Origin of the sequence: Affinundibacterium baiyunense, from assembly GCF_018139645.1 — a bacterium.
GTDB lineage: Bacteria > Pseudomonadota > Gammaproteobacteria > Burkholderiales > Burkholderiaceae_D > Undibacterium > Undibacterium baiyunense.
Genome location: NZ_JAGSPM010000001.1, coordinates 679,408 through 704,413 on the forward strand (window position 1 = coordinate 679,408; position 25,006 = coordinate 704,413).

At 46.5% G+C, this 25,006-nt stretch carries 18 protein-coding genes; 7 read left to right on the forward strand and 11 right to left on the reverse strand.

Annotated elements, in window-relative coordinates; genetic code table 11:
* Window positions 1-64: 64 nt before the first annotated feature.
* Complete coding sequence (locus KDM92_RS03025) at window positions 65-1,258, reverse strand: amino acid aminotransferase (protein WP_212682915.1); 1,194 nt, start codon at window positions 1,256-1,258, stop codon at window positions 65-67.
* Between the two features lie 551 nt (window positions 1,259-1,809).
* Between KDM92_RS03025 and KDM92_RS03030 the strand changes: the two genes are divergently transcribed.
* Complete coding sequence (locus KDM92_RS03030; RefSeq protein WP_212683000.1) at window positions 1,810-2,163, forward strand: DUF1428 domain-containing protein; 354 nt, start codon at window positions 1,810-1,812, stop codon at window positions 2,161-2,163.
* Between the two features lie 252 nt (window positions 2,164-2,415).
* Here KDM92_RS03030 and KDM92_RS03035 read toward each other — a convergent pair whose 3' ends face one another.
* The 4 genes from KDM92_RS03035 to KDM92_RS03050 form a co-directional block, all read right to left on the reverse strand.
* Complete coding sequence (locus KDM92_RS03035; protein WP_212682916.1) at window positions 2,416-5,532, reverse strand: efflux RND transporter permease subunit; 3,117 nt, start codon at window positions 5,530-5,532, stop codon at window positions 2,416-2,418.
* Window positions 5,533-5,541: 9 nt separating this feature from the next.
* Complete coding sequence (locus tag KDM92_RS03040; protein ID WP_438947454.1) at window positions 5,542-6,705, reverse strand: efflux RND transporter periplasmic adaptor subunit; 1,164 nt, start codon at window positions 6,703-6,705, stop codon at window positions 5,542-5,544.
* 80 nt (window positions 6,706-6,785) lie between these two features.
* Entirely contained in the window at window positions 6,786-7,562 is a 777-nt protein-coding gene (locus KDM92_RS03045; protein ID WP_212682918.1) for a TetR/AcrR family transcriptional regulator, read from the reverse strand.
* Window positions 7,563-7,717: 155 nt separating this feature from the next.
* Window positions 7,718-8,659, reverse strand: a complete 942-nt coding sequence (locus tag KDM92_RS03050) for a sulfite exporter TauE/SafE family protein (protein ID WP_212682919.1) — start codon at window positions 8,657-8,659, stop codon at window positions 7,718-7,720.
* Between the two features lie 335 nt (window positions 8,660-8,994).
* Between KDM92_RS03050 and KDM92_RS18825 the strand changes: the two genes are divergently transcribed.
* Window positions 8,995-11,457: a sensor histidine kinase gene (locus tag KDM92_RS18825; RefSeq protein ID WP_212682920.1), complete on the forward strand. Its 2,463-nt coding sequence runs from the start codon at window positions 8,995-8,997 to the stop codon at window positions 11,455-11,457.
* Window positions 11,458-11,515: 58 nt separating this feature from the next.
* Here the strand turns inward: KDM92_RS18825 and KDM92_RS03060 are convergent, their stop codons facing one another.
* The 4 genes from KDM92_RS03060 to aceE form a co-directional block, all read right to left on the reverse strand.
* Entirely contained in the window at window positions 11,516-12,130 is a 615-nt protein-coding gene (locus KDM92_RS03060; protein WP_212682921.1) for a DUF4395 domain-containing protein, read from the reverse strand.
* A gap of 247 nt (window positions 12,131-12,377) precedes the next feature.
* Entirely contained in the window at window positions 12,378-14,462 is a 2,085-nt protein-coding gene (gene lpdA / locus KDM92_RS03065; RefSeq protein ID WP_212682922.1) for a dihydrolipoyl dehydrogenase, read from the reverse strand.
* A 15-nt stretch (window positions 14,463-14,477) separates the two neighbouring features.
* Entirely contained in the window at window positions 14,478-15,797 is a 1,320-nt protein-coding gene (aceF, locus tag KDM92_RS03070; RefSeq protein ID WP_212682923.1) for a dihydrolipoyllysine-residue acetyltransferase, read from the reverse strand.
* 186 nt (window positions 15,798-15,983) lie between these two features.
* Window positions 15,984-18,677, reverse strand: a complete 2,694-nt coding sequence (gene aceE, locus KDM92_RS03075) for a pyruvate dehydrogenase (acetyl-transferring), homodimeric type (protein ID WP_212682924.1) — start codon at window positions 18,675-18,677, stop codon at window positions 15,984-15,986.
* 811 nt (window positions 18,678-19,488) lie between these two features.
* Between aceE and folD the strand changes: the two genes are divergently transcribed.
* Genes folD through KDM92_RS03100 form a run of 5 tightly spaced genes read left to right on the forward strand, consistent with a single transcriptional unit; the run spans window position 19,489 to window position 24,046 of the window.
* Entirely contained in the window at window positions 19,489-20,334 is an 846-nt protein-coding gene (gene folD, locus KDM92_RS03080; RefSeq protein ID WP_212682925.1) for a bifunctional methylenetetrahydrofolate dehydrogenase/methenyltetrahydrofolate cyclohydrolase FolD, read from the forward strand.
* A gap of 13 nt (window positions 20,335-20,347) precedes the next feature.
* Window positions 20,348-22,426, forward strand: coding sequence for a M3 family metallopeptidase (locus KDM92_RS03085; RefSeq protein ID WP_212682926.1), 2,079 nt, complete (start codon window positions 20,348-20,350; stop codon window positions 22,424-22,426).
* 25 nt (window positions 22,427-22,451) lie between these two features.
* The gene (locus KDM92_RS03090) at window positions 22,452-23,093 is read left to right on the forward strand and encodes a glutaredoxin family protein (RefSeq protein ID WP_212682927.1); all 642 of its coding nucleotides are present in this window, start codon (window positions 22,452-22,454) and stop codon (window positions 23,091-23,093) included.
* A gap of 9 nt (window positions 23,094-23,102) precedes the next feature.
* Window positions 23,103-23,525 carry a DNA polymerase III subunit chi gene (locus tag KDM92_RS03095; protein ID WP_212682928.1) on the forward strand — a complete coding sequence of 141 codons (423 nt, stop codon included), beginning with the start codon at window positions 23,103-23,105 and terminating at the stop codon, window positions 23,523-23,525.
* On the forward strand, window positions 23,525-24,046 hold the full coding sequence (locus KDM92_RS03100; RefSeq protein ID WP_212682929.1) for a hypothetical protein: 522 nt from the start codon (window positions 23,525-23,527) through the stop codon (window positions 24,044-24,046). Before KDM92_RS03095 ends, KDM92_RS03100 begins: the two co-directional genes overlap by 1 nt.
* Window positions 24,047-24,069: 23 nt before the next feature.
* Here the strand turns inward: KDM92_RS03100 and KDM92_RS03105 are convergent, their stop codons facing one another.
* Window positions 24,070-24,579 (reverse strand): Lrp/AsnC family transcriptional regulator, encoded by a 510-nt coding sequence (locus tag KDM92_RS03105; protein ID WP_189344476.1) that lies wholly within the window; start codon window positions 24,577-24,579, stop codon window positions 24,070-24,072.
* A 63-nt stretch (window positions 24,580-24,642) separates the two neighbouring features.
* Window positions 24,643-24,951: a c-type cytochrome gene (locus tag KDM92_RS03110; protein ID WP_212682930.1), complete on the reverse strand. Its 309-nt coding sequence runs from the start codon at window positions 24,949-24,951 to the stop codon at window positions 24,643-24,645.
* Between the last annotated feature and the right edge of the window lie 55 nt (window positions 24,952-25,006).

Here is a 25,006-nt window from a genome sequence, read left to right on the forward strand (position 1 = left end):
TTCTCAGTAAAAAATAAAAAAGGACAGAAAAATCTGTCCTTTTTGATTTAATCGCGCAACAGGATTATGCTAAAACTGCCGCCATTGCTGCTGCTGTCGCCTCGACGTTACGTGTATTCAAACCAGCTACACACATACGACCAGAGCGCACCAAATACACACCGAACTCTTCTTTCAAACGATCACATTGTTCTGCTGTCAAACCGGTGTAACTAAACATACCGCGTTGCGTCAAGAAATAGCTGAAATCGCGACCAGGTACTTTCGCCACCAAAACATCATGTAAAGCTTTACGCATTGCTTGGATACGATCACGCATCGCAACAACTTCCGCTTCCCACATAGGACGCAATTCTGGATCAGCTAACACAGTCGCTACCAACTGGCCGCCATGCATAGGAGGATTGGAGTAATTACGACGAATAATCGCTTTCATCTGACCCAATACATTCACCGCTTGCGCTGCATCTGGGCAAACCACGCTCAATGCACCACAACGCTCGCCGTACAAACTCATACTCTTAGAGAATGAATTCGCGACAAAGAAACTTAAACCTTGATCCGCCAACAAACGAATAGCGAACGCATCTTCTTCGATACCATCACCATAACCTTGATATGCCAAATCAAGGAAAGGAATCAAGTTACGCTCTTTGAATACAGGGATCAATTGTTCCCATTGTGCTTTTGTCAAATCAACGCCAGTTGGATTGTGGCAGCAAGCATGTAATAAGACGACGGATTTGTCTTCTGCTTGTTTCAAACTCGCCAGCATTTCGTCGAAACGCAAACCGCCAGTTTCTGGATTGTAGTAAGGATATGCTTTCACTGTTAATCCAGAACCTTCAAACACTGCGCGATGATTATCCCAAGTTGGATCACTCACCAACATCGTCGTATTTGGGAAATAGCGCTTCACAAAATCCGCCCCTACTTTTAAACCACCACTTGAACCTACTGTTTGCAAAGTGACGACACGGCCTTCTTTGACAGCAGGACGATCAGCGCCAAACAACAAATGCTGCACAGCTGTACGGAAATTTGCCGCGCCTTCCATAGGCAAATAAGGACGCGCACCAGCAGCTTCAACCACTTTTAATTCAGCAGCACGAACCGATGGCAACATTGGAATCTTGCCGTTATCGTCAAAATAAATCCCAATCGACAAATTAATCTTGTTTGGGCGGGTATCTTTACCAAACGCTTCATTCAAGGAGAGGATAGGATCGCCTGCATAGGCTTCGACGTGCTGAAACATGTTAAAACTCCAATATGAGAAAAATCGACATTACAAAATAAATTCAACTAAAACAACCCAACAAAACGTGAAGGCAACTCGATTCGTTGACAAAAACAAGTCTGAAGATGAATTGCCGAACCATGCGCAGTTTCATTCTTATCGGTAATTTAGACCGATCAACTTCGAGCAAGTCGTACTCGCGAAGGCTCAAGTCAAACAGCATGGGTATGCTGTGATTACCATTTTGATGCTAAGGGAAAATTGATGTTTTCCGAGAAATTTTGCTCATATTGTGAGCAATGGCAGCAATAAGAAATGGATGTTGCGGAAAGTCGTTAAGCCGATATTTTGACACATTATCAAAGCGAAAATCCGTGGCATTGACTTTTTTTAGCTGAAAATCCCGAAACATCAATAAATGTTGGTAAACATTTTGCTTTCTCGTTTTATATTTTGCTTGCGATACTCAGTACCGTTTTCTAAACTGGCAAATCACCGACAAAGAATTCGTGGTGACATCAAATATGCCATCGAGCACTCGACTCAACTTCATATAAATGATGACGACTATGCATTATGTAGATGGATTCGTTGCTGCCGTACCGACAGCAAACAAAGAAGCTTATCGGATCTATGCAGAGCAATCTGCTGCTTTGTTTAAGGAGCACGGCGCATTAAGCGTGATTGATTGTTGGGGTGATGATGTACTACCTGGAAAACTTACTTCATTTCCTCAAGCGGTGATGTGTAAAGACGAAGAAACTGTAGTGTTTTCTTGGATGACTTGGCCATCAAAAGAAGTACGTGATGCGGGATGGGAAAAGATCATGGCAGATCCACGCATGTCAACAGAGAACATGCCTATGCCTTTTGATGGCAGACGTTTAATCTATGGCGGTTTTCAACAAATCGCTGTTAGTTAGCAAGCCCGAATCAGAAGCGCCATTAAACAAATAGCACTGATCAAGCGCATACAAACCTTCATCTATCCAGAGGCCAAATCCAGATTTAAATTCAAGCTAAAAAAAGGGGCGAAACTTAGTTCGCCCCTTAATTGTTTGACGCAATGATTATTTGACTCAATCATTGCGTCACTCAAAACTTAGCTAAACATAGGCAAATCTATCTTTAACGAAGTTAAGCTAAGCGCGACAATTTCAATCCAAGTCGATCAATTACGACTTTGCACGACCAATGCAACGCTTCATCCAATGCTCAAAATCATCAACATAAGTAAACACCGCAGGCACCACTAACAGACTTAACAGTGTTGATGTGATCAAACCACCGATTACCGCAATCGCCATCGGAGAACGGAAGCTAGGGTCAGCTCCCCAGCCCAAAGCCAAGGGCATCATCCCTGCGCCCATCGCAATCGTCGTCATGATAATTGGCCGACTACGTTTATGACAGGCATCCACTAAAGCGGCAAATCTATCCATACCCGCAGTGCGCGCGATAATCGCGTAATCCACCAATAGAATTGAATTCTTGGTCACAATACCCATTAGCATAATCAAGCCGATCATCGATGGCATCGACAGTGCGCGACCAGTCAATAGCAATGCCACGAATGCCCCACCAATACTTAATGGTAAAGCAGCGAGAATCGTCACTGGTTGCAAGAAGTCCTTAAACAACAAGACTAATACACCGTAGATGCACAGCACACCGATCAACATCGCAATACCAAAACTAGCAAATAAAGCTGCCATTTCTTGCGCATCACCCAATTCGGCAATACTGACTGATGGCGGTAAGTTTTTCATAGTTGGTAAAGCACGTGCTTCTTCATTCACCTCACCTAATTGACGCCCACCGAGCTCCACGTCCAAAGTCACATTACGACTGCGATTTAAACGATCAATTTGCGCTGGCCCCGAATCCATCGTGACGGTGGCGACACTACCAATCATCACTGGCCCCGACTTTCCGGGTACAGTCAAGCGCTCAATCGCTGCCAAGTCTGCACGCACATAGTCCGGCAGTTTGACGCGAATCGGCACTTGACGCTGCGCCAAATTCATTTTTGAAAGCGCCATGTCGTAATCACCAGCGGTAGCTACCCGCACCGTCTCACCAATACTCTCTGCGGTAACGCCGAGATCAGCAGCTTTAGCGGAATCAGGTTTGACGATAATTTCTGGACGCACCAACGAGGCGCTGGAACTCACATTACCGACACCTTTTAGCGTACGCAATTCACGTTCGACTTGGCGAGCAGTTTCCAATAAAGCGACTGGATCTTCACTCTTCAACACCAGCTGCAATTTGACACCGGTATCCAAAGGCCCCACCGAGAACTTCGCACCAGAAATCTCGTTCATCTTACTACGAATCACATTATCTAAATCCGACATCGATTCTTTACGTTCATTTCTGTGTACTGCCGTGACGGTTAATACCGCACGGCGTGCTTCCGCCGCTGCACCTGGAGCGAACGCATCACCACTGGAACCACCACCAATTGAGCTGAACACACCCGTGATTCCTTTGACGGACATAATTGCAACCCGTGCTTGTTCAGCAATGTGACTCGTCTCGGCTAAGGTGCTACCTGGTGGCAATTCAATATTCACCTGCGTTTGCGCGCGATCGGAAGGCGGTACAAATCCCGTCGGCAGCAATCCAACCAGTGCAATCGACGCAACGAAAAATACCGCGGCAGAAACGATCGTCACCAAGCGATGTCGCAAGCACCACTGCATGGTAGCCATGTAGCGTTGCATCATCCAGCTATCAGGTTTTTCGTGAATTTTTCCGTCTGCATTTTTCTTCGGTGCTTTGAGAATATAGGCAGCCATCATCGGCGTTAATAATCGAGCGACTACCAAGGATGCAAGAATCGCGATTACCGCAGTCCAACCAAATTGTTTGAAGAATAACCCCGGCACACCGCCCATAAATGCGGTCGGTAAGAATACAGCGACTAACGCAAAAGTAGTGGCAATCACCGCCATACCAATCTCGTCAGCTGCTTCGGTCGCCGCTTCCATCGGTGTTTTTCCCATCTCTAAATGACGCGCAATATTTTCGATTTCAACGATCGCGTCGTCCACCAGCACCCCGACCACTAAGGCCAAGGATAATAATGTCACGGTGTTTAAAGTGTAGCCAAAGTAATGTAAGCCTAAGAAAGTCGGAATTACAGATAGTGGCAATGCGGCGGCAGCAACCAAAGTTGAGCGCCAATCGCGTAAGAACCACCAAACAACCAACACCGCCAATAAAGCGCCTTCATACAATAACTCCATTGAGCCATCGAAGTTTTCTTCAACAGGTTGCGCATTGTCGATTGCATGTTTAAACAAAAATTTTGGATACGCTTTTTGAAGCTCGTTCACCGCATCGCGCGTTCCATTCGCAACATCAACTTCTGAAGCGCCCTTAGTACGGAACACCTCAAAGCCGACCACTGATTTTCCATTATAAGTAGCACGTGCACGCGGCTCGCTAACCGTGTCGGTCACTTGTGCTACTTGATCTAAACGAATGTGCCGCCCATCGGGCAAAGGAATATCTAAAGCCGCCAATTCTTCCGCGCTTTTCACTGTCGCAATTGTACGAACCGCTTGCTCCGCACCACTCACATCGCCACGGCCACCAGGCGCTTCTTTTTGCACAATTTTTAAACGTCGCGAGACATCAAGCGCCGACACTCTCAAGGCGGCCATCTTGTTCGCATCTAGCTCAATACGAACTTCTCGATTGACACCACCCATACGTTTTACAGCACCAACACCAGCAACACTACGTAAACGTTTGGAGACGGTATTATCGACAAACCAACTCAACTCTTGTTCATCTGGAACCGTATTATCACCAGCCACATTCGGATTCTCTTTAGTTGCTGGTGCGGCTTCCACGGTATAGGTCAAAATCACGCGTCCCGCGGTCGACATTTTGGTCACGGTAGGATCGCGCATCTCACTCGGCAGATCTGCTCGAACCGTGGCTACGGCATCGCGCACTTCATTCACCGCTTCTGACAGCACTTTTTCTAAAATGAACTCAACCGTAATAGAAACATTGCCGTCTAGTACTTTGGTATAAATATTTTTAACACCTTGTAAACTGGCTACCGCGTCTTCGATTTTTCGTGCGACTTCGGTCTCTAGCTGCGCAGGTGCTGCCCCCGGCAAACTAGCATTGACGGTAACCAGTGGTAGTTCAATATCAGGAAAATCTTGAACGATGGTGCTACGAAATGACAAAATCCCTGCCAGCGTCAGCAGTGCAAACAACATGATCGCTGGAATCGGATTCCGAATAGATAAGGTTGAAAAATTCATGGCCAACCTCTATTTCTTTGTTGACGTAGTTGGGTTCGACGGCGCGCCAGCGAGCTTAACCAAATCACCGTCATTTAAAAAACCAACTCCGCTTGCCGCAATCGACGTTCCGGCATTAATTCCACTCAGAATTTCCACTACTTCGCTACCGTTGACTTGCATACGACGCCCAGTTTGCACTTTCACTTGCGTCACACGTTGGTCGTTATTGAGCTTAAATACATAACTAAATCCATCTCGCACCACCACCGCTTGTTGCGGCACTGTTAATGCTTGTGAGTTACCAAAAACAAATTCTCCACGAGCAAACATGCCAGCTTTGAATGAGTGTGCCTGCTTCTTATCTTTTGGCAAAGTCAAATCAACATAAACCAAACCAGTGCGATTATTCACATCGACCGTTGGTGCCAATGAGCGTACCTTGCCTTGCGCCTGCTCGCCATTTGGAGCAATCACCAATGCCTGCATACCCTGAGAAAGTTTGCTCAGTTCTGCCGAGGTAACCTCAGCGCGCCACTCCAACCGCCCTTGTCGAATCATGCGAAATAGCTCAGCGCCATTTCCGACGACAGCTCCGACAGTTGCCGTCCGTGCTGAAATCACGCCGGAATCTGGTGCCAACACTTGTGTATATTTCAAACGCAATAGTTGGACATCGAGACTTGCTTTTGCTGCTGCAACGCGTGCTTTTGCGGTTTGCTCCGCAGTTAAATATTGGCCAATCTGTTGCTTACTAATTGCACCACTTGCTTGCAAACCACGGGCGCGATCTGCGTTGGCAGTTGCCTCGACAGCAGTCGCTTCTGCTTCAACAAGACCCGCTTTGGCCTGTGTGACATCAGCATTAACCGCTTCACTCGCAAAGCGTGCCAATACTTGTCCGCGATTGACCGAATCACCCACATTTACCAATACCTCAGCGATCCGAAGTCCATTCGATTCCGAGCCAATGATTGCTTCTTGCCAAGCAGCGATGCTGCCATTGGCGATTAACTTACTCGACATCTGCGACTGCCCAACCTGCGTCGAAGTCACCGTCAATGAAGGTTTGGCGGCACTAGCACTACTGCCAGCAGCGTTCGCACTAGCAGAACTTTGCGCATGAACTGCAAATGCAAAATTAAGCATCACTACCATCAGCAACTTCATCGGCATTAAAGTATTTTTCATCATCACATCCTTCATCTAATAATTTCGTCAAATCTGTCGTCTATTATTTATCCCACGTCATTTAAGCATGACCATTCGACTAGTCAGGTCATCAAAGCATACCGACGCTGTCGCTCTTGTTCGCACATACTTAAACCGTATTCCACAAGGCGATTGGCATAGTCATCAATCGATTTTTCTTTGCTGATTAAACTTGGTCGTATCACCGCGATCACATCGCTGCTCACCATCAAAGTCAACGCCAAACCAGATAGCGCAAATGCGAGTCGATGTAGATCATCATCGATGCGTTGAACGTCAAGCTGCTTTGCCAAAAATTTGACGAGTGCCAAATGTGCAGGCTTGATTTGATGATCAATTTCTTCCGACCACAAACCCGTTGGCTCTAGCATTTCACGTATATGTAATTTCATGCAGTTTTGCGCGCGCTCGCTTTGCTTAAAACTATCGACAAAGGTTTTCATCAATAGTTCAAGTCCTGCACGTAAGCTAAGGTCGGGCTGCAAAAACTGCGAAGGATGTATCGTGGGATTACCAACCGGATCATTAAAGATCGCTCGATACAAGTTCGCTTTATCACCAAAATAGTAGCTAATCGCCGATATATTTACTTGTGCAGCTAAAGCAATTTCGCGGGTTGAGGTGCGGGCATAGCCTTTCTCTGCAAATAAACGCATCGCACATTCAAACAAGCGTTCACGCGCTTCCTGCCCATCTGTACGCAAGCTTTTATCTGTGGCATTTCTTCCAGCACCCAACTTATCTGGGTTGGATTGCGCTATGACATCGAGGATAGAGCTAGGTGCAATCGTATTATTCGACCGCGACTTTTTTGATTTTGATGGCAAGATATTTTTCATGACGCGCATGCTAGCACATAAATCAAACGTTTGTTTGAACTAAGCAAGCACGCAGCAAAAATTATGACCGTGCAAATAGATACAACTCTAATCGATTACGTACAGTGAATCGCCAATACTAGATAGGCGACTCCATATGCGGTGATTTGGCAAATCTAGCGCATCGTACGGCGCTCTCTATATGCCGATCGCAGTAGACTCAGTGCAACAATCAGGACGACCACTACCACAATCCAGCGCACATAATCCAATGGGAGTGATTTGACAATGTAAGCAGCAAGAAGTACGGCGGGCACGCCGCCAATCGCAACGCCTAGCGCAGCGGATGGTAAGTATTTCTGATTACGAATAAAGCCTATACTGCTAATCGGCATCAAAAACGCACACGACCCCATCATGATCGGAAACGCCGCTAGTGGACTCATGCCAAGCAAGCTCACCATAATCATGCAAGGTGCATATAGTCCTATGCCTAAGGGCATCAATAGTCCTAATATAAAATTACCGATCACACCAACCCACCACTTCCAACCTGTCAATTCCAAGGCATCCATACCTGCTGGCAAAAAGCCAACCATAGACATCAGCATAATGAATGCAGCCAACAATAAAGCACCGCCCATACCCAGTTGAATTTGAAACCGCGGCAAACTTCCAACTACCACGGTTCCCAACCATGCTCCGACACCTGCGGTCAAAATCATAGGGAGTAAAGTGCTAGGAGCGACATCAACGATTTGGATAAAAATCAGCGCTTGTGTGATCGTACCTAGCGTGTGTCCCACATTCAGCGTTCCTGGAATTAGCTCGTCTGGAACGATTTTCCCTAAACGGAAAAACGCTGTGCTGGGAGCGAAAGAACCAATACCTAAGGTATCAAAAAAATCGGTAATAGCACCGATCACAATTTCTACCGGGCGAGGCCAGTGCCATTGCTTACCTTCATTGCGCATGCGATACAGACTTTTAGCCCATATAGCTACGAATAATAAGGCCAAGCTTGCGAAGCAGAATAACAAACCGGAACTTAACTCCTTACTTTGCAAACTACACGCAGACAAAGAGAGCACCATTACCATCAAGATCCAATTTTTCATCCCCGCCCCACAATCATAAAAGTAAATTCAACAAAGCCTCAAATTAACAAACTCACGCAACTAATTTACGAACTAATTTACGAACTAATTTACGAACTAATTTGCGAACTAATTTGCGAACTAATTTTCGGCTGGATAAACAAACGATATGCACATATTTTTTAATATATTTAAAAAATATGTGCAAGTATCTAGCGAGGACCGCGCTAAGGCAAGGCATTTTTATTTGCTGCGATCAATTCAACAAATTCACCACAACTGTTCACGCATTTTCGCAATTGTCATAACAAAATACGAGTAGAATAAAAAGCATCTACGGCTATTCCTGAAACATTGTGAATCAGTCAGTCCAACATCAATCAATGAATCGCTTCTTTCGTCAATTTATCTTGAGCATGGTAGCGCTCAGTTTATTGGCGCTCTATGCCAATGAGCATTGGATGAAGCGTCGCCTACAAATTGATTTCATGTCAGACGAAAAAGTTTCTGCTATCGATGACCGCCCCGAAGGCGGCAAGAGCATAGCAAAGCTAGTCAAGAATGATCGTACATTAACAATGGAATGCGACATCATCGCTGCCTATCAATGGCCGTTTTGTGAGTTAGCCATCAAATTAAAAGACGATAATTCAGGAATAGATCTGAATCAGTTCGACACACTGAAATTACAAATTCGTAGCACGGGTCCACAACAGCACAACCCGGTTAGAGTCTTTCTACGTAATTTCAATCCAGCATATTCAATCGCGGACTCTCCCGGTTCACTGAAACCACATGAAGTGGTGTACGACCCAAATCTAGTCGCATCGGCAGTTGAATTCAAATTGAATCAATTTATGGTTGCCTCCTGGTGGACGCAATCACACCCTACCAGCATCGAGCATCTTGGACCACAACTAGATCAAGTCGTCGCCATCAGCTTCATCACTGGAGGCAATGTGGTGCCTGGCAATCATAGCATTAGCCTTGAAGCGGTTGAACTAACCGGGCAATGGATACCCACCGAACATTTTCGATTAGGATTAATTTTTGTTTGGCTGGCAGGCATCGTCATTTACTTAGTTTGGGACTCTCGCCAATCAAGACGTGAGCTAAGAGAATCTGATCGTTTAAAACAGGCGCTTGAGTTAAGCAACCAAGAATTAGAATCGCGCGTAGAAGAGCGCACCCGCGCTTTAGCTTCTAGCAATGCGCAATTGATAGAGACTCTACAAAATCTGGAAGGCACGCGCTCAGAGCTAGTTCAAAATGAAAAAAATGCGGCGCTAGGTTCTCTAGTATCTGGCATTGCACATGAGCTCAACACACCCATCGGCAACGCCTTATTAGTGAGCACCACCTTAGCTGACAAAATCAGAGACCTTGAAGTTATCAGCGAAACCAAATTTACACGCAAAGCGCTCAAAGATTTTTTTATAGAGACCACACACGGCACTGCGATTTTGCAGCAAAACCTAGAGCGTGCCGCTACCTTGATCGCCAGCTTCAAGCAACTTTCAGCGGACCAACACTCCGAGCAACGTAGACAGTTTCGCCTAATTGATGTGGTCGAAGAAACGCAATTGGCTATGCTACCCAGTATCAAACAAACACCACATCAATTGAACATTGATGTCGATCCTGCGATCGAGTTGGATGCTTATCCCGGCCCACTAAGTCAAATCATCATCAATCTTATTAATAACGCACTCCTGCATGCATTTGACAAAATTGAACATGGTCACATGCTCTTGAGCGCTAAACTAGTCTCGCAAGATAAAGTAGAAATCATCTTTAGTGATGATGGCAACGGTATCCCAGCGACCATTTTACGACGCGTATTTGAACCATTCTTCACTACTAAATTAGGAAAAGGTGGGAGTGGTCTTGGCATGCATTTAGCCCATACCGTCGTTACACAATTATTCGGTGGAAAAATCGAGATTGAATCCTTACCAAGTGAAGGCACTAGTATCCGCATGCTACTGCCATTGATCGCACCACAAGTCGATCAAAACTTGATACGAATCGGTGTCCCCAAAGATGTACTCGAAGATTATCATTTATTTCTAGACACTCGTTCGAATCAAGATGTTAGCGATTTTGGTGGCTTACACAGTCGGCGTGACGTGGTCGAGCTGACATTTTTTATTCGCGCTTTAGAGAAAGTACGACCCAATGCAGAATACAAACTAGTTCCGATTGATAGCTATGCAAACGGTATCGAACAACTACGCCAATCTACTATTACTTGCTTGGCAACCACTTGCTGGGAATCAGATTTAATTGCTTACGCTGAAGAGATATATATTTCTCCCGCCATGATTGCTGACGGCTTATCTATCGTTGGCATTTATACTGCGCCACAAAACCAACATGCGCTCAATTGCAAAACACTGAATGATTTCCAACAGCTAAGACTAGTTTCTAATCGTGACTGGAGCGCCGATTGGAATACCTTAAAACAATTAGGAATCGAGAATTGTCTCGACGTAAAAACCTGGAGACAGATGGTCTACATGGTCAGCAGTAGCGAAGTAGATGCCCTACTCGCACCCTTTGCCACGCATCACGATTTAAAAATTGAACTTGATGACTGCCAGCTGATTCCCGTACCCGGCTTAAGAATCGAATTAACTGGCTCGCGTCATTTCGCTTTTAGTAATAGTCCGCAAGCAGCTAGCTTGGCAAAAGTGATTTTTCCAGAACTAGAACGCATGCTAGAAGATCGCAGCTTTATTGACGCACTACACCAATGTGGCTTCATCAATACACGCACTTCATCATGGACGATATTGAGTTCTAACACACAAGCATAACTCTTAGCACTCTTAGATCAACATTAAGCTTAAATTCCTACCACGAAATCAGTGAGACCTATTTCAAGGTGACTTCGCAACTTGCGCCGTTACATGCTTCTGATTTGAAATTCAATAGCTTATAAATATGGCAGCCTGCGCAATAGGCGAATGCGGATTCCATCCAAGTAAATAAGACACAAACTGCACAAATCAATTGCGTACTTAATCCGTTTTTACCTGTCCAAAATAGAAATGCAACCGTACCAGACAGAATCACCCCTATCGTCCAAGCAAAACGTTTTGGCATTGCAGATACCCACTCAGGCTGCATATTCAACACGCGCTGACTAATCCAAGCGGAAACGACCATCGATGGTGAATACTGCACACCAACAAATACACGCAGTACAAAATCAAAAAAAGAATAAGTAGCAAACAAGGTAATTGGCAAGAACATGCCGTAAAAGAACGCTAAACAGAACACCCAAATTGCCGCCATCATTGTCAAACCAGCCGACGCTCTCACCGCGCGTTCGTCGACCACCCCTTGACGCAAATACTCTGCCTCTGCAATAGCATTTGCCAAATGCGGATCTTTGTTAAAGCTATCTAAATCGTAAATTCGACCTGCATATTTCACCAATTGCTTTTGATAACCATATTGAGCTTCGGTGTAGAAATGTTTGATCATACTGATGTCCTATACGTGCTATGTGTGCTAATAGCGCTCTACAAAATAATTAAAAAAGACCAAAGTCATCATATTCATATATTGAATTATCGAACTATTTGGTAGTCAATATTCAAATAAAGCGCGATTGTACAACTGGTACTTCGACGATGTCCAAAAAAAATCCCTGACACAATAAAGGGTCAGGGATTTCTTCGATCACGCGGAGAACTAATCAATCACATCGAAACCGCAACGTTCTTACGACTCATTTTTTACGTTGCGGCGGTAGATCGGTACATACGCCTTTATAGACTTCTGCTGCCATACCAATCGACTCACCCAAGGTCGGATGTGGATGGATAGTTTTACCGATATCCACTGCATCAGCGCCCATTTCGATCGCCACTGCGACTTCACCGATCATATCGCCTGCATGTGTACCGACGATACCGCCACCAATAATGCGTTTGGTTTCCGCATCAAAGATCAACTTCGTGAAGCCTTCGGCACGGCCATTCGCAACGGCGCGACCAGAAGCTGCCCAAGGGAACACGCCTTTCTCGATCGCTATACCTTTGGCTTTCGCTTCGTCTTCCGTGACACCAACCCATGCCACTTCTGGATCAGTGTAAGCCACCGATGGAATCACCGTCGCATCAAAGAATGCTTTGTGTCCAGCTGCTGCTTCCGCTGCCACGTGTGCTTCATGTACCGCTTTGTGCGCCAACATTGGTTGACCAACCAAATCACCGATCGCAAAAATATGCGGTACGTTGCTACGCATTTGTTTATCGACGTTGATGAAACCACGATCAGTCACTGCCACACCCGCTTTATCGGCGGCGATTTTCTTACCATTCGGACTGCGGCCCACTGCTACCAGCACCAAATCGTAGAGTTGCGGTGCAGGCGCAGCTACACCAGCCTCCGCCGCTTCGAACGTGACTTTAATGCCTTCAGGCAGTGCTTCGACGCCGACTGTTTTAGTCTTCGTCATCACATTGTCAAAGCGGTGTTGATTATGCTTCTGCCAGACCTTGACCATATCGCGATCAGCACCTTGCATCAAACCGTCCATCATTTCGACGACGTCGATACGCGCACCCAAAGTCGAATACACGGTCGCCATCTCTAGGCCAATAATGCCACCACCGATAACTAACATACGTTTCGGAATTTGGCGCAACTCCAAAGCACCTGTGCTATCCACAATGCGTGGATCTTCTGGCACGAAAGGCAGTTTTACGACAGAAGAGCCAGCCGCAATAATCGCCTGTTTAAACTGTACGACTTTCTTACTACCATCAGCCGCTGTCACTTCGATGTGATGTGGGCTCACGAATTGTCCGACCCCTTGCAAAACGTTCACTTTGCGCGCTTTCGCCATACCAGCTAAACCGCCAGTCATTTGCTTGATGACACCGTCTTTGTGTGCACGCAAAGCATCGAGATCAATTTGCGGCTTGGCGAATGTTACGCCATGACCTGACATCGCTGCGGTTTCATCAATTACTGCCGCTACGTGTAACAAAGCTTTCGATGGAATACAGCCAACATTTAAGCACACGCCGCCTAAAGTCGAATAGCGTTCGACTAAGACGGTACTCAAACCGAGATCAGCAGAACGGAAAGCTGCAGAATATCCGCCAGGGCCCGCACCCAACACCATCATGTCGCATTCGATATCGACCGTACCGGCATAACTCGATGCCAATGGCGCAGCGACGGCAGGTGCACTGGCTACAGGCGCAGGCGCTGCAGCCGGAGCTGCTGCAGGCGCAGAAGTAGTCCCTTCCACCACGATCAACAAACTGCCTTCGGCAACTTTATCACCGACTTTAACTTTTAATTCCTTAATGACACCCGCATGGCTCGATGGAATTTCCATACTCGCCTTATCCGATTCGACCGTCACCAAAGATTGATCGACCTTCACTGTGTCACCCACTTTCACCATAACTTCGATGACTTCGACTTCTTTAAAATCGCCGATATCGGGTACTATGACGTCGATTGGACCACTAGAAACGGCGGGAACCGCGGCAGCAGCAACTGGAGCCGCAGCGGAGGCTGGTGCTGACGCCGCTGGTGCAGATACTGGTGCTGCAGCAACAGCCGCTTCGACTACCAGAACGATGCTACCTTCTGCAATCTTATCGCCAACTTTCACTTTCAGCTCTTTGACGACACCCGCTTGACTAGACGGGATCTCCATACTCGCCTTGTCAGACTCAACGGTAATTAAGGACTGATCAACTTTGATCGTATCGCCAACCCTAACCATGATCTCGATAATTTCTACTTCTTTAAAGTCGCCGATATCAGGGACTTTGACTTCAACTGTACTCATCGTCTTGGCTCCTGATTACAACATAGTTTTACGCAAATCAGCGAGAACATCCGCCAAATAGGCTGTGAACTTCGCCGCCATCGCACCATCGATCACGCGATGGTCGTAGGACAAGGACAATGGCAACATCAAACGTGGAGCGAATTGTTTGCCGTCCCACACCGGTTTCATCGAAGACTTAGACAAACCAAGAATCGCGACTTCCGGTGCATTGATGATCGGTGTGAATGCGGTGCCACCGATACCGCCCAAAGAAGAGATCGTGAAGGTAGCGCCTTGCATATCGGCTGGCTTCAACTTACCTTCACGCGCTTGCGCTGACAATTCGCCCATTTCGTTAGCGATTTGCGATAAAGTTTTTTGGTCAGCGTTTTTGACGACGGGCACCACCAAACCGTTCGGTGTATCAGCTGCGAAACCGATGTTGTAGTACTGCTTCAAAATCAAGTTTTCACCAGTTGCATCCAAAGAGGAATTAAAAGCTGGGAACTTCTTCAAGGCAGACACGCTGGCCTTGATCACGAAAGCCAACATCGTCAATTTCACGCCCGATTTAGCCAAAGCCGCGTTCGAGGATTTACGGAATTCTTCGAGATCAGAAATATCTGCTTCGTCGAATTGCGTGACATGCGGAATCATGACCCAATTGCGATGCAAATTCGGACCGCTGAGTTTTTTGATACGTGACAATGGCTGCGCTTCAGTTGCGCCAAACTTAGAGAAATCGAGCGATGGCCATGGCAAGAGATTCAAACCCGCACCACTACCATTTGTACTTGCAGCGCTAGCAACTGGCGCACTCGCAGATCCAGCGATCACACCCTTGACGTAGTTTTGTACGTCTTGCTGCGTGATGCGGCCTTTCGGTGCAGTACCTGGAACTTTGCTCAAATCAACGCCTAATTCGCGTGCAAATTTACGGATCGAAGGCGATGCGTGTGCTTTACCTGCTGGTGCCGTTGCCACTGCAGCCGTGCTTGCTACTGCGGGTGCAACGGAAACTGGTACGGCAACAGGCGCAGGTGCTACTGGCGCTGGTACTGCGGCAGGGGCCGAAGCAGCTGGAGCTGGAGCAGCTGGCGTAGACCCTGGTTCACCATCCGCTTCAACGATCACCACTAAAGAGCCTAAGGCAACTTTATCACCAACTTTAACTTTGACTTCTTTCACTACACCAGCATGGCTCGATGGAATTTCCATACTGGCTTTATCTGATTCAACAGTGATCAAGGATTGGTCGACCTTGATGGTGTCGCCCACTTTGACCATCAATTCGATCACTTCAACTTCTTTAAAATCACCGATATCCGGCACTTTGACTTCTACTGTACTCATCATTTTCTCCATTTATTCCCTCCCCTGCTATGGGGAAGGCTGGGGTCAAGGCTAATTAATTAAGCGCTGCGTTTGTTTTCGTATGTATTCATGTAGGGCGGGTGCAACCCGCGCTGCTCAAGCGCTCAATCGGTAGGCGGCGCGGGTTGCACCCGCCCTACGATTTGGCGCCGAAGCAAACGAAAACTAAACAGTCACCGGATTTGGTTTATTAGGATTGATACCGTATTTTTCGATCGCTTGTGCTACCACAGATGCAGAAATCGCGCCTTCGTCGGCCAACGTTTTCAATGCTGCGACTGTGACAAAGTAACGATTCACTTCGAAGAATTCACGCAATTTCGCACGACTATCGGAACGACCGAAACCATCAGTACCCAATACTTTATAAGTACGATCTTTAGGAATAAATGCACGCACTTGTTCTGCATACACACGCATGTAGTCAGTCGATACCACGATAGGACCAGCAGTATCTTTCAGGCACTCCGCGATGTAAGGAACGCGTGGTGTTTCAGTTGGGTGCAGCATATTCCAACGCTCTGCATCTTGACCATCGCGAGCCAACAAAGTGAAGGATGGTGCAGACCAAATATCGGCCGCAATACCCCAATCATTTTGCAACAGATCTGCCGCCGCAATCACTTCACGCAAGATGGTGCCGGAGCCCAAGAGTTGTACGCGATGTTTGGTTTGCGCTTCCGATTTCTTGAAGGAGTACAGACCTTTGATGATGCCTTCTTCTTGACCAGCAACCAAACCTGGATGTGCGTAGTTCTCGTTCATCACCGTGATGTAGTAGAACACGTCTTCTTGGTTCGTGACCATACGACGCAAACCATCATGAATAATGACTGCGACTTCATGCGCAAATGTAGGATCGTAAGGTACGCAGTTTGGAATCGTAGATGCCATCACATGGCTATGGCCATCTTCATGCTGCAAGCCTTCACCGTTCAGTGTCGTACGACCAGCAGTTCCACCGATCAAGAAACCACGTGCACGCATATCCGCTGCGGCCCAGGCCAAATCGCCGATACGTTGCAGACCGAACATCGAGTAATACGTGTAGAACGGGATCATCACGCGGTTATTGGTTGAATAGGAAGTCGCCGCAGCGATCCATGAACTCATACCACCGGCTTCATTAATGCCCTCTTGCAAAATCTGACCGGCTTTGTCTTCGCGGTAGTACATCACCTGATCTTTATCGACTGGCTCGTACAACTGCCCAACTTGGCTGAAGATACCGATTTGACGGAACAAGCCTTCCATACCGAATGTACGCGATTCATCGACCATGATAGGCACCACGCGTTGGCCCAAACTGCTATCACGCAGCAAAGACGTCAACACGCGCACATAAGATGCCGTTGTTGAAATCTCACGGCCTTCCGCTGTTGGTTCCAACATCGCTTGGAACGCGGACAATGGAGGCACCACCAATTGTTCGTCCGCTTGTTGACGACGTTGTGGCAAATAACCACCGAGTGCTGCACGACGTTCGTGCAAGTACTTCATCTCTGGCGTGTCGTCAGCTGGTTTGTAGAAAGGAATCTCTGGCAACTTCTCATCGGCGATTGGCAATTGGAAGCGATCGCGTACGGACTTGATCGCCTCATCGTCGAGTTTCTTCGTATTATGTGCCGTGTTACGAGCTTCACCCGCTTTACCGAAGCCGTAGCCCTTGATACTCTTCGCCAAAATAACCGTTGGTTGGTCAACGCTTTCTTGTGCGACCTTAAATGCTGCGTAAATCTTATGTGGATCATGACCACCACGTGTCAAACGCCAGATATCGTCATCGGACATGTGCGCGACCATCGCCAAAGTACGTGGATCTTTGCCGAAGAAGTGGGAACGAACATAGGCGCCATCTTTCGCTTTGTAGTTCTGATATTCACCGTCGACGGTTTCCATCATGATCTTACGCAGCGCACCTTCTTTGTCTTTCGCCAGCAATTCATCCCAGCCAGAACCCCAGATCACTTTAACGACATTCCAGCCAGCGCCACGGAAATCAGATTCGAGCTCTTGGATGATTTTGCCATTGCCCCGTACTGGGCCGTCCAAACGTTGCAAATTACAGTTCACCACGATCACGAGGTTATTCAACTTTTCACGACCGGCCATGCCAATCGCGCCCATGGATTCTGGTTCATCCATTTCACCATCACCGCAGAAAGCCCATACCTTACGTTTTTCGGTGTCAGCAATGCCGCGCGCATGCAGGTACTTCAAGAAGCGCGCTTGATAGATCGCCATCAATGGACCCAAGCCCATAGACACCGTTGGGAATTGCCAGAAATCTGGCATCAATTTTGGATGTGGGTAAGAAGACAGACCTTTACCATCGACTTCACGACGGAAGTGCAAAAGCTGTTCCTCGCTCAAGCGGCCTTCGAGGAAAGCGCGAGCATAAATACCTGGAGAAGAGTGACCTTGGATATACAGCAAATCGCCACCGTGATCTGCAGTCGGCGCATGCCAGAAGTGATTAAAGCCGATACCCAACATGTTCGCCAACGAAGCGAAGCTCGATAAGTGACCACCTAAATCGCCGTCAAGACGATTCGCTTTCACCACCATCGCCATCGCATTCCAACGCATGTAGGAACGGAGGCGCTCTTCGATTTCCAAATTACCTGGACAATGCGCACCTTTATCAGCTGGGATCGTATTAACGTAAGCAGTGTTGCTGGAGAACGGGATATTCGCACCACGACGACGCGCCAAATCCATCATGCGTTCCATTAAATAGTGAGCGCGATCCGGGCCTTCCGTATCAATCACAGACTCCAAAGCATCGAGCCATTCATTGGTCTCGATCACATCTGGGTCGTTCGCGGCTTGCGCCAAAATTTGGTCTATTTGTGACATACGGTCTCCTCGTTGATCAATTGACATTCGCAATGTGCATTCGTAATTTAAATTCGCAATATTAAATTTGCGGAATTTACCTACGTATTTTTCTGTACCGACTGTTATTACTACATCACGCTGACATTCCAATGTTGTCTAAAAATTCTTAGCGACAAATTACTTTGGCTAGAATTTCCAGCTTGTCTGAATTAACTAAAAAGCGCAATGCAGGGAAACAAATTTCAGGACAGATTTTTAGAACTGAGGAATTCTAACAGCAGTTTTCGCAAATTTCAAATTACGATATGACGTTTCATATAATGAAATTTGTGACGCAGCGCAACATACTAAATCCATGTATTTTTGCTATTTTTTTAGTGGAAATTCATGCCAACCAAGAATTAATCAAACCTAGATAAATGTATACCTCTCGCCTACTTGTTCACCTGAGCACTGATACCGATGGCAAAATTTCCTACTCAAATCCATAGAAACTTACTTTCAAACACAAGACTAAAAGATACAAATTTTGTCTGTCGTTTTTTAGCATGCAAAAATTCACCTCGCATGAGCTGATCAGATCAAATACGAGCGAACAGGCATTCAACTACATCTATACAAAGATCCATATCACAAAAGTATCAACTAAATTAAACACTTTGCTCATGTAATTCACCTCGGCAAACGGTTTTTTGGCGGCAACATCGAATGAAATAAGCCCTACATCCCGTATAATCACGGCTTATCCTTTCTTTGCAAACTTGGCTTAATTGAAGTTAATTCAAAAGCAATTCACTTCCACACTAAGCACTTTTCCGAGTCCACCACCATGACGGCACAAATCATTAGCGGCACCCAACTTTCCCAACAAATTCGCGAAGACGTTACCAAACGTGCAGCAGCATTAACGGCGCAAGGCAAACAGCCAGGTTTGGCCGTTATTTTGGTCGGCGAAAATCCTGCGTCACAAGTGTATGTGCGCAACAAAGTCAAAGCTTGTGAAGACTGTGGCTTTTATTCTGTGCTGGAAAAATATGATGCGGACTTGAGCGAAGCGACTCTTTTGGATCACATTGCGCGCTTAAACAATGATCCAAAGATCAATGGCATCTTGGTGCAACTACCTTTACCTGCGCACATCAATGCGAATAAAGTGATTGAAGCGATTGCCGCAGAAAAAGATGTAGACGGTTTTCATATCAGCAATGCTGGTTTGCTAATGACAGGTCAGCCTTTATTCCGCCCATGCACACCGTATGGCGTGATGAAGATGCTGGAATCTATTAACTATCCAGTACGCGGCGCGAATGCGGTGGTGGTTGGTGCTTCAAATATTGTGGGTAAGCCGCAAGCCATGTTGCTCTTGCAAGCGGGGGCAACCGTCACCATATGCAATTCCAAGACACGTGATCTGGGCGCCCATACACGCAATGCCGACATCCTCGTGGTCGCCACAGGCAAGCGCAATATCGTCACGGCCGATATGGTGAAACCGGGTGCCGTCGTACTCGACGTCGGTATGAATCGCGACGACGAAGGCAAATTGTGTGGCGATGTGGATTATGCCAATGTCAAAGAAGTCGCTAGTTACATCACGCCAGTACCAGGCGGCGTCGGTCCAATGACGATCACGATGTTATTAGTCAATACGATAGAAGCTGCAGAAAGAATTTAATACGATGAGTGACATGACGACCCAATCAATAAGCACCACAAATCCGCTACTCAACTTTAGCGATCTGCCACTCTTTGATGCGATCTCGCCAGAGCATGTCAGCCCAGCGATTGAGCTATTGTTAGCAGAATGCCGTACAGTGGTATCGCAATTAGAAGCACCAATAGCAAACATTGATTGGGACAATTTCGTCACGCCATTAGAAACCGTTACCGAAAAGCTCGGCCGTGCTTGGGGCATCGTGAGTCATCTCAATTCGGTGCGCGATACACCAGAACTACGTGCAGCCTATAACGAAAACCAACCCAAGGTCACCGAATTTTGGACTGAGCTTGGGCAAAATCTGCATTTGTACGAACACTACAAAGCATTAAATGCGAGCGCCTCCTACCCGACGCTGAGTACCGCGCGTAAAAAAATCATCAGTAATGCCTTGCGTGACTTCAAACTCGGCGGTGCAGAATTAGCTGACGATAAAAAGAAACGCTACGCAGAAGTGCAAGAAAAATTGGCAGCCCTTTCTACCAAATTCTCAGAGAATGTGTTGGACGCGACCAATGACTACAAATTGCTCGTCACGGATGTGGCCGAACTCAAAGGATTGCCGGAAGAAGTTTTACAAGCGGCACAACACGCCGCCGAACAAGATGGCAAAACGGGCTATCAATTCAGCCTGCATTTCCCTTCGTATTTCCCACTTCTGCAATACGCTGAAAACCGCCAGCTACGCGAAACAATTTATCGCGCAAACGCGACCAAGGCATCGGAACTTGGCGGACATCCTGAGTGGGACAACACTGCTATCATCGATGAGTTATTGAGCCTGCGCCAAGAAGAAGCCGAGCTACTTGGCTATCGAAATTTCGCCGAAGTCTCGCTTTTACCTAAAATGGCAGAGAGCGCCACGCAAGTCGAAAGCTTCTTGCTCGATTTAGCACACAAAGCGAAACCGTACGCAGAAAAAGACTTGCAGGAACTGCGCCAATTCGCCCAAGAACAATTCGGCATTATCGATTTACAAGCGTGGGACACGACCTTTGTTTCAGAAAAACTCCGTGAACAACGTTACGCGTTTTCTGAACAAGAAGTGAAGCAATACTTCCCTGAGCACAAAGTCGTCGCAGGTTTATTCAATGTGATTCAAACTTTGTTTGCCGTGAATATCCAAAGCGATAGCGCCGCCACTTGGCATCCCGATGTGAAGTTTTATCGAGTCGAGCGCGATGGTGAATTGGTTGGACAGTTTTATCTTGACCTCTACGCCCGTGCTGCCAAGCAAGGAGGCGCGTGGATGGACGACGCCCGCGCACGTTGCCGCAAAGCGAGCGGCATTCAAACGCCTGTGGTATATCTAACCTGTAATTTCAATTCACCAGTGGTGGTGGATGGCGTCGCAAAACCAGCCACGTTCACCCACGATGAAGTGATTACCCTATTCCATGAATTTGGACATGGACTGCACCAGCTGTTAACCAAGGTCGATGACATTTCGGTTTCTGGAATTTCTGGGGTTGAGTGGGATGCGGTGGAATTACCTTCCCAATTTATGGAAAATTTCTGCTGGGAATGGGACGTGCTGCAACAAATGACAGCACACGTAGACTGCGGCGAACATCTGCCACGCGCACTCTATGACAAAATGATCGCTGCCAAAAATTTCCAATCTGGATTACAAACGCTGCGCCAGGTGGAGTTTGCCTTGTTTGATATGCGTCTACACGACGGTAGCACCCGTTCGTCCAACCTCAGTGTTCCACAAGTATTGCAACAAGTCAGAGATGAAGTGAGTGTTCTGCAACCTCCCGCTTTTAACCGTTTCCAACACTCATTCAGTCACATTTTCGCAGGTGGCTACTCTGCTGGTTATTTTAGTTATAAGTGGGCCGAAGTTTTATCTGCGGATGCCTACAGCGCATTTGAAGAGGCAGCGCAAACTGAAGGCACCAGCTTATCTCGAAAAGTTGGACAACTATTTCAAACCGAGATTTTAGAGATGGGTGGATCACGTCCAGCCTTAGATTCTTTTGTCGCTTTTCGCGGAAGGAAACCGACTATCGATGCCTTATTACGCCATAATGGCATGATTCAGTAAAAAATATCGTTTGGAGAATTTGAATATGCTTGCGCCATTCACTATCAAACTTCGCTTGCAATCTGCGAGTTGTTTGTCCTTCGCCATCGGCGTGTTGGCACTGACAATGAGTTCAATGTCGGCACAAGCACAAATGTACAAATGGGTTGGCGCTGACGGCAAGACGGTGTACAGCGACACACCGCCGCCAGCGAATGCAAAAAAATTGGGTACAAAAGCTTTAGATAGTGTTGCCAATATTTCCAACGTCAAACTACCCGATACACTTGCAGCTGCAGTTGCTAAAAATCCCGTCACGTTTTACTCTGCACCTAATTGCGGTGCATGCAATGAAGCGCGCACTATGCTGAAACAAAATGGTATTCCATTTTTTGAAAAAACCATTACGTCCACTGAAGACGTCAATAAACTAAAGCAAGTCAGTGGCGACACCCAATTACCATTCATGCTCATCAACAGAACAAAGTTTTCTGGATTTGAATCGCAAGAGTGGCGCACCGGATTGAGCTCGGCTGGCTACCCAGAAACTAACATTTTGCCTAAAGACTACCGTTATCCTGATCCCGAACCAGCGGCACCGCCACAAGCCACAAACGCCCCACAAGACGATACACCGAAGCTCGTACCTCGGGCTAAATCGAGTTCACCGACGGGCATTCGATTCTAAGTGAAGCAGATGACCAGAGTTGATTTTCATAGTCAAGTAGCCGACAAGATTCACTATTGTTGCCGGCTGATACGCAAGGCGCGCGCTGCCAATTGTCAAATCATGGTACTTAGTGAAAACTTAGAACAGGCAACGCTATTGAACGATGCGCTTTGGGATTTTTCTGCTGTCGATTTTTTGCCGCATGTGATGATTGATGATCCCCTGGCATCGCAAACCCCGATTGTGATTGCAACACAAATCGATAGCGCACTACCCCACCATGATTTGCTGATTAATTTGAGCCAAATGTTACCGACCACATTTGCCCAATTTAATCGTGTGATTGAAGTTGTATCACAACAAGAAGACGATGCGAATGCTGCGCGTCAGCGGTTTCGTCTATATCAACAACAAGGGATCAAACCCTCTCATATTGTGGCATCCGCATAATGAACGAACAAATTGATGAAAGCATCCCGGTACTGACGGAAATTATTAGTGATTCCGATGGCAAGCCAGCAAATCCGACACCGAAAGTACAAGAGTCGCATTTTCCTGTATCAGCACAAACAAGCAGTACCGCCAAAGAGACTCCAACCGCAAGCACTGTCAAGCCTGTAAATGCGGCGATCGCTGCAGCTAAAGAAGTGCTTGCACAAATCCCAGAAATTCCGACCGCCGAGCTGCAAGCGGACGCGACAAACACCGAAGTCACACCAACCATGAGCGCTGAGCAATGGAAAGAACTTGAAGTAAGTGTGCGAGAAAATGTACTACGTCAAGTTCTATCGCGTGTCGACTTTGTGCTTGAACATCGTGTCAGCGATAGTTTGGCAGACGTACTGCAAACAGCGGTTGATAAATTAGCCGATGAGATTCGCGTTGGCTTACGTAATAGTATTGAAGAAGTGGTCAAACGTGCAGTGACGCAAGAGTTAAGCAAAATCAGTAACGGCGTTCGTAAGTCTTAAACTTTGCCAGATTAGACTTCTGTTTATCTAGAAACGCGAACACTTAATTCTGGCATTTTCTCATCGAATGCAATACGCGTAGAAAACTTCGCCCGCTTCATCGGAAAACGGGAATGAAAATGCCTGACATTACCTGATCCAGAAATCGCTCGTCTCACAAATTGATAATAAGCTTCCATATCAACTACGTGAATGACTAAGAAATAGTCAATCTCACCCGAGACAAAATAACACTGCATTACTTCAGGCTCGTGATTCATACATGCCTCAAAATCGCGCATGTGTTCATCCGATTGATTTTGTAGAGAAATTTCCAAAAAAGCCAACATTCCATAGCCAATCGAAAACGGATCAACCATCGCCACATCTGCACTAATCACGCCAGCATCGCGCAATGCTTTTATCCGACGCAAACAAGTTGGTTGAGAAATATGTAGCTTCTCGGCCAAGACACGCGTTGGCGTTTGATTGTCTTTCTGCAGCATATTCAGCAGCTTACGATCAATTTTATCTAACGTATGAAATTTTGGCATGGCACATCTCAGGATAAGAAAAAGGCTCGGATAAGACCGAGCCTTGTTCAGAAAATTTGAAGATTATTTCACACTCAAAATCCATTTAACCAAAGTCTTCGCTTCAGCTTCACTCACTTGTGCGTTTGCCGGCATTGGGATTGCGCCCCATACACCGCTACCACCCTTGATTACTTTGGTAACTAATTTGCCTTCTGCTGCTTTATCACCAGCATACTTTTTAGCGACATCTTTAAATGAAGGTCCTAGAATTTTTGCATCTACGCTATGGCAACTCATACAATTTTTAGATTTCGCTAAATCGGCATTTGCCATCGCAGAACCAGATGCCAACATCATTACACTTGCTGCAATCATTAAAGTCGTTTTCATAAAAATCTCCAGTTAAAAAATCGAATCTGCGTATTTTACCGCTTTTTATCTCAGC

Excerpts from the sequence above, each read along its gene's own strand:
- KDM92_RS03025 (WP_212682915.1), bottom strand. The coding sequence starts at position 1,258 with ATGTTTCAGCACGTCGAAGCCTATGCAGGCGATCCTATCCTCTCCTTG.
- KDM92_RS03030 (WP_212683000.1), top strand. The coding sequence starts at position 1,810 with ATGCATTATGTAGATGGATTCGTTGCTGCCGTACCGACAGCAAACAAA.
- KDM92_RS03035 (WP_212682916.1), bottom strand. The coding sequence starts at position 5,532 with ATGAATTTTTCAACCTTATCTATTCGGAATCCGATTCCAGCGATCATG.
- KDM92_RS03040 (WP_438947454.1), bottom strand. The coding sequence starts at position 6,705 with ATGATGAAAAATACTTTAATGCCGATGAAGTTGCTGATGGTAGTGATG.
- KDM92_RS03045 (WP_212682918.1), bottom strand. The coding sequence starts at position 7,562 with ATGAAAAATATCTTGCCATCAAAATCAAAAAAGTCGCGGTCGAATAAT.
- KDM92_RS03050 (WP_212682919.1), bottom strand. The coding sequence starts at position 8,659 with ATGAAAAATTGGATCTTGATGGTAATGGTGCTCTCTTTGTCTGCGTGT.
- KDM92_RS03060 (WP_212682921.1), bottom strand. The coding sequence starts at position 12,130 with ATGATCAAACATTTCTACACCGAAGCTCAATATGGTTATCAAAAGCAA.
- lpdA (WP_212682922.1), bottom strand. The coding sequence starts at position 14,462 with ATGAGTACAGTTGAAGTCAAAGTCCCTGATATCGGCGACTTTAAAGAA.
- aceF (WP_212682923.1), bottom strand. The coding sequence starts at position 15,797 with ATGAGTACAGTAGAAGTCAAAGTGCCGGATATCGGTGATTTTAAAGAA.
- aceE (WP_212682924.1), bottom strand. The coding sequence starts at position 18,677 with ATGTCACAAATAGACCAAATTTTGGCGCAAGCCGCGAACGACCCAGAT.
- folD (WP_212682925.1), top strand. The coding sequence starts at position 19,489 with ATGACGGCACAAATCATTAGCGGCACCCAACTTTCCCAACAAATTCGC.
- KDM92_RS03085 (WP_212682926.1), top strand. The coding sequence starts at position 20,348 with ATGACGACCCAATCAATAAGCACCACAAATCCGCTACTCAACTTTAGC.
- KDM92_RS03090 (WP_212682927.1), top strand. The coding sequence starts at position 22,452 with ATGCTTGCGCCATTCACTATCAAACTTCGCTTGCAATCTGCGAGTTGT.
- KDM92_RS03095 (WP_212682928.1), top strand. The coding sequence starts at position 23,103 with ATGACCAGAGTTGATTTTCATAGTCAAGTAGCCGACAAGATTCACTAT.
- KDM92_RS03100 (WP_212682929.1), top strand. The coding sequence starts at position 23,525 with ATGAACGAACAAATTGATGAAAGCATCCCGGTACTGACGGAAATTATT.
- KDM92_RS03105 (WP_189344476.1), bottom strand. The coding sequence starts at position 24,579 with ATGCCAAAATTTCATACGTTAGATAAAATTGATCGTAAGCTGCTGAAT.
- KDM92_RS03110 (WP_212682930.1), bottom strand. The coding sequence starts at position 24,951 with ATGAAAACGACTTTAATGATTGCAGCAAGTGTAATGATGTTGGCATCT.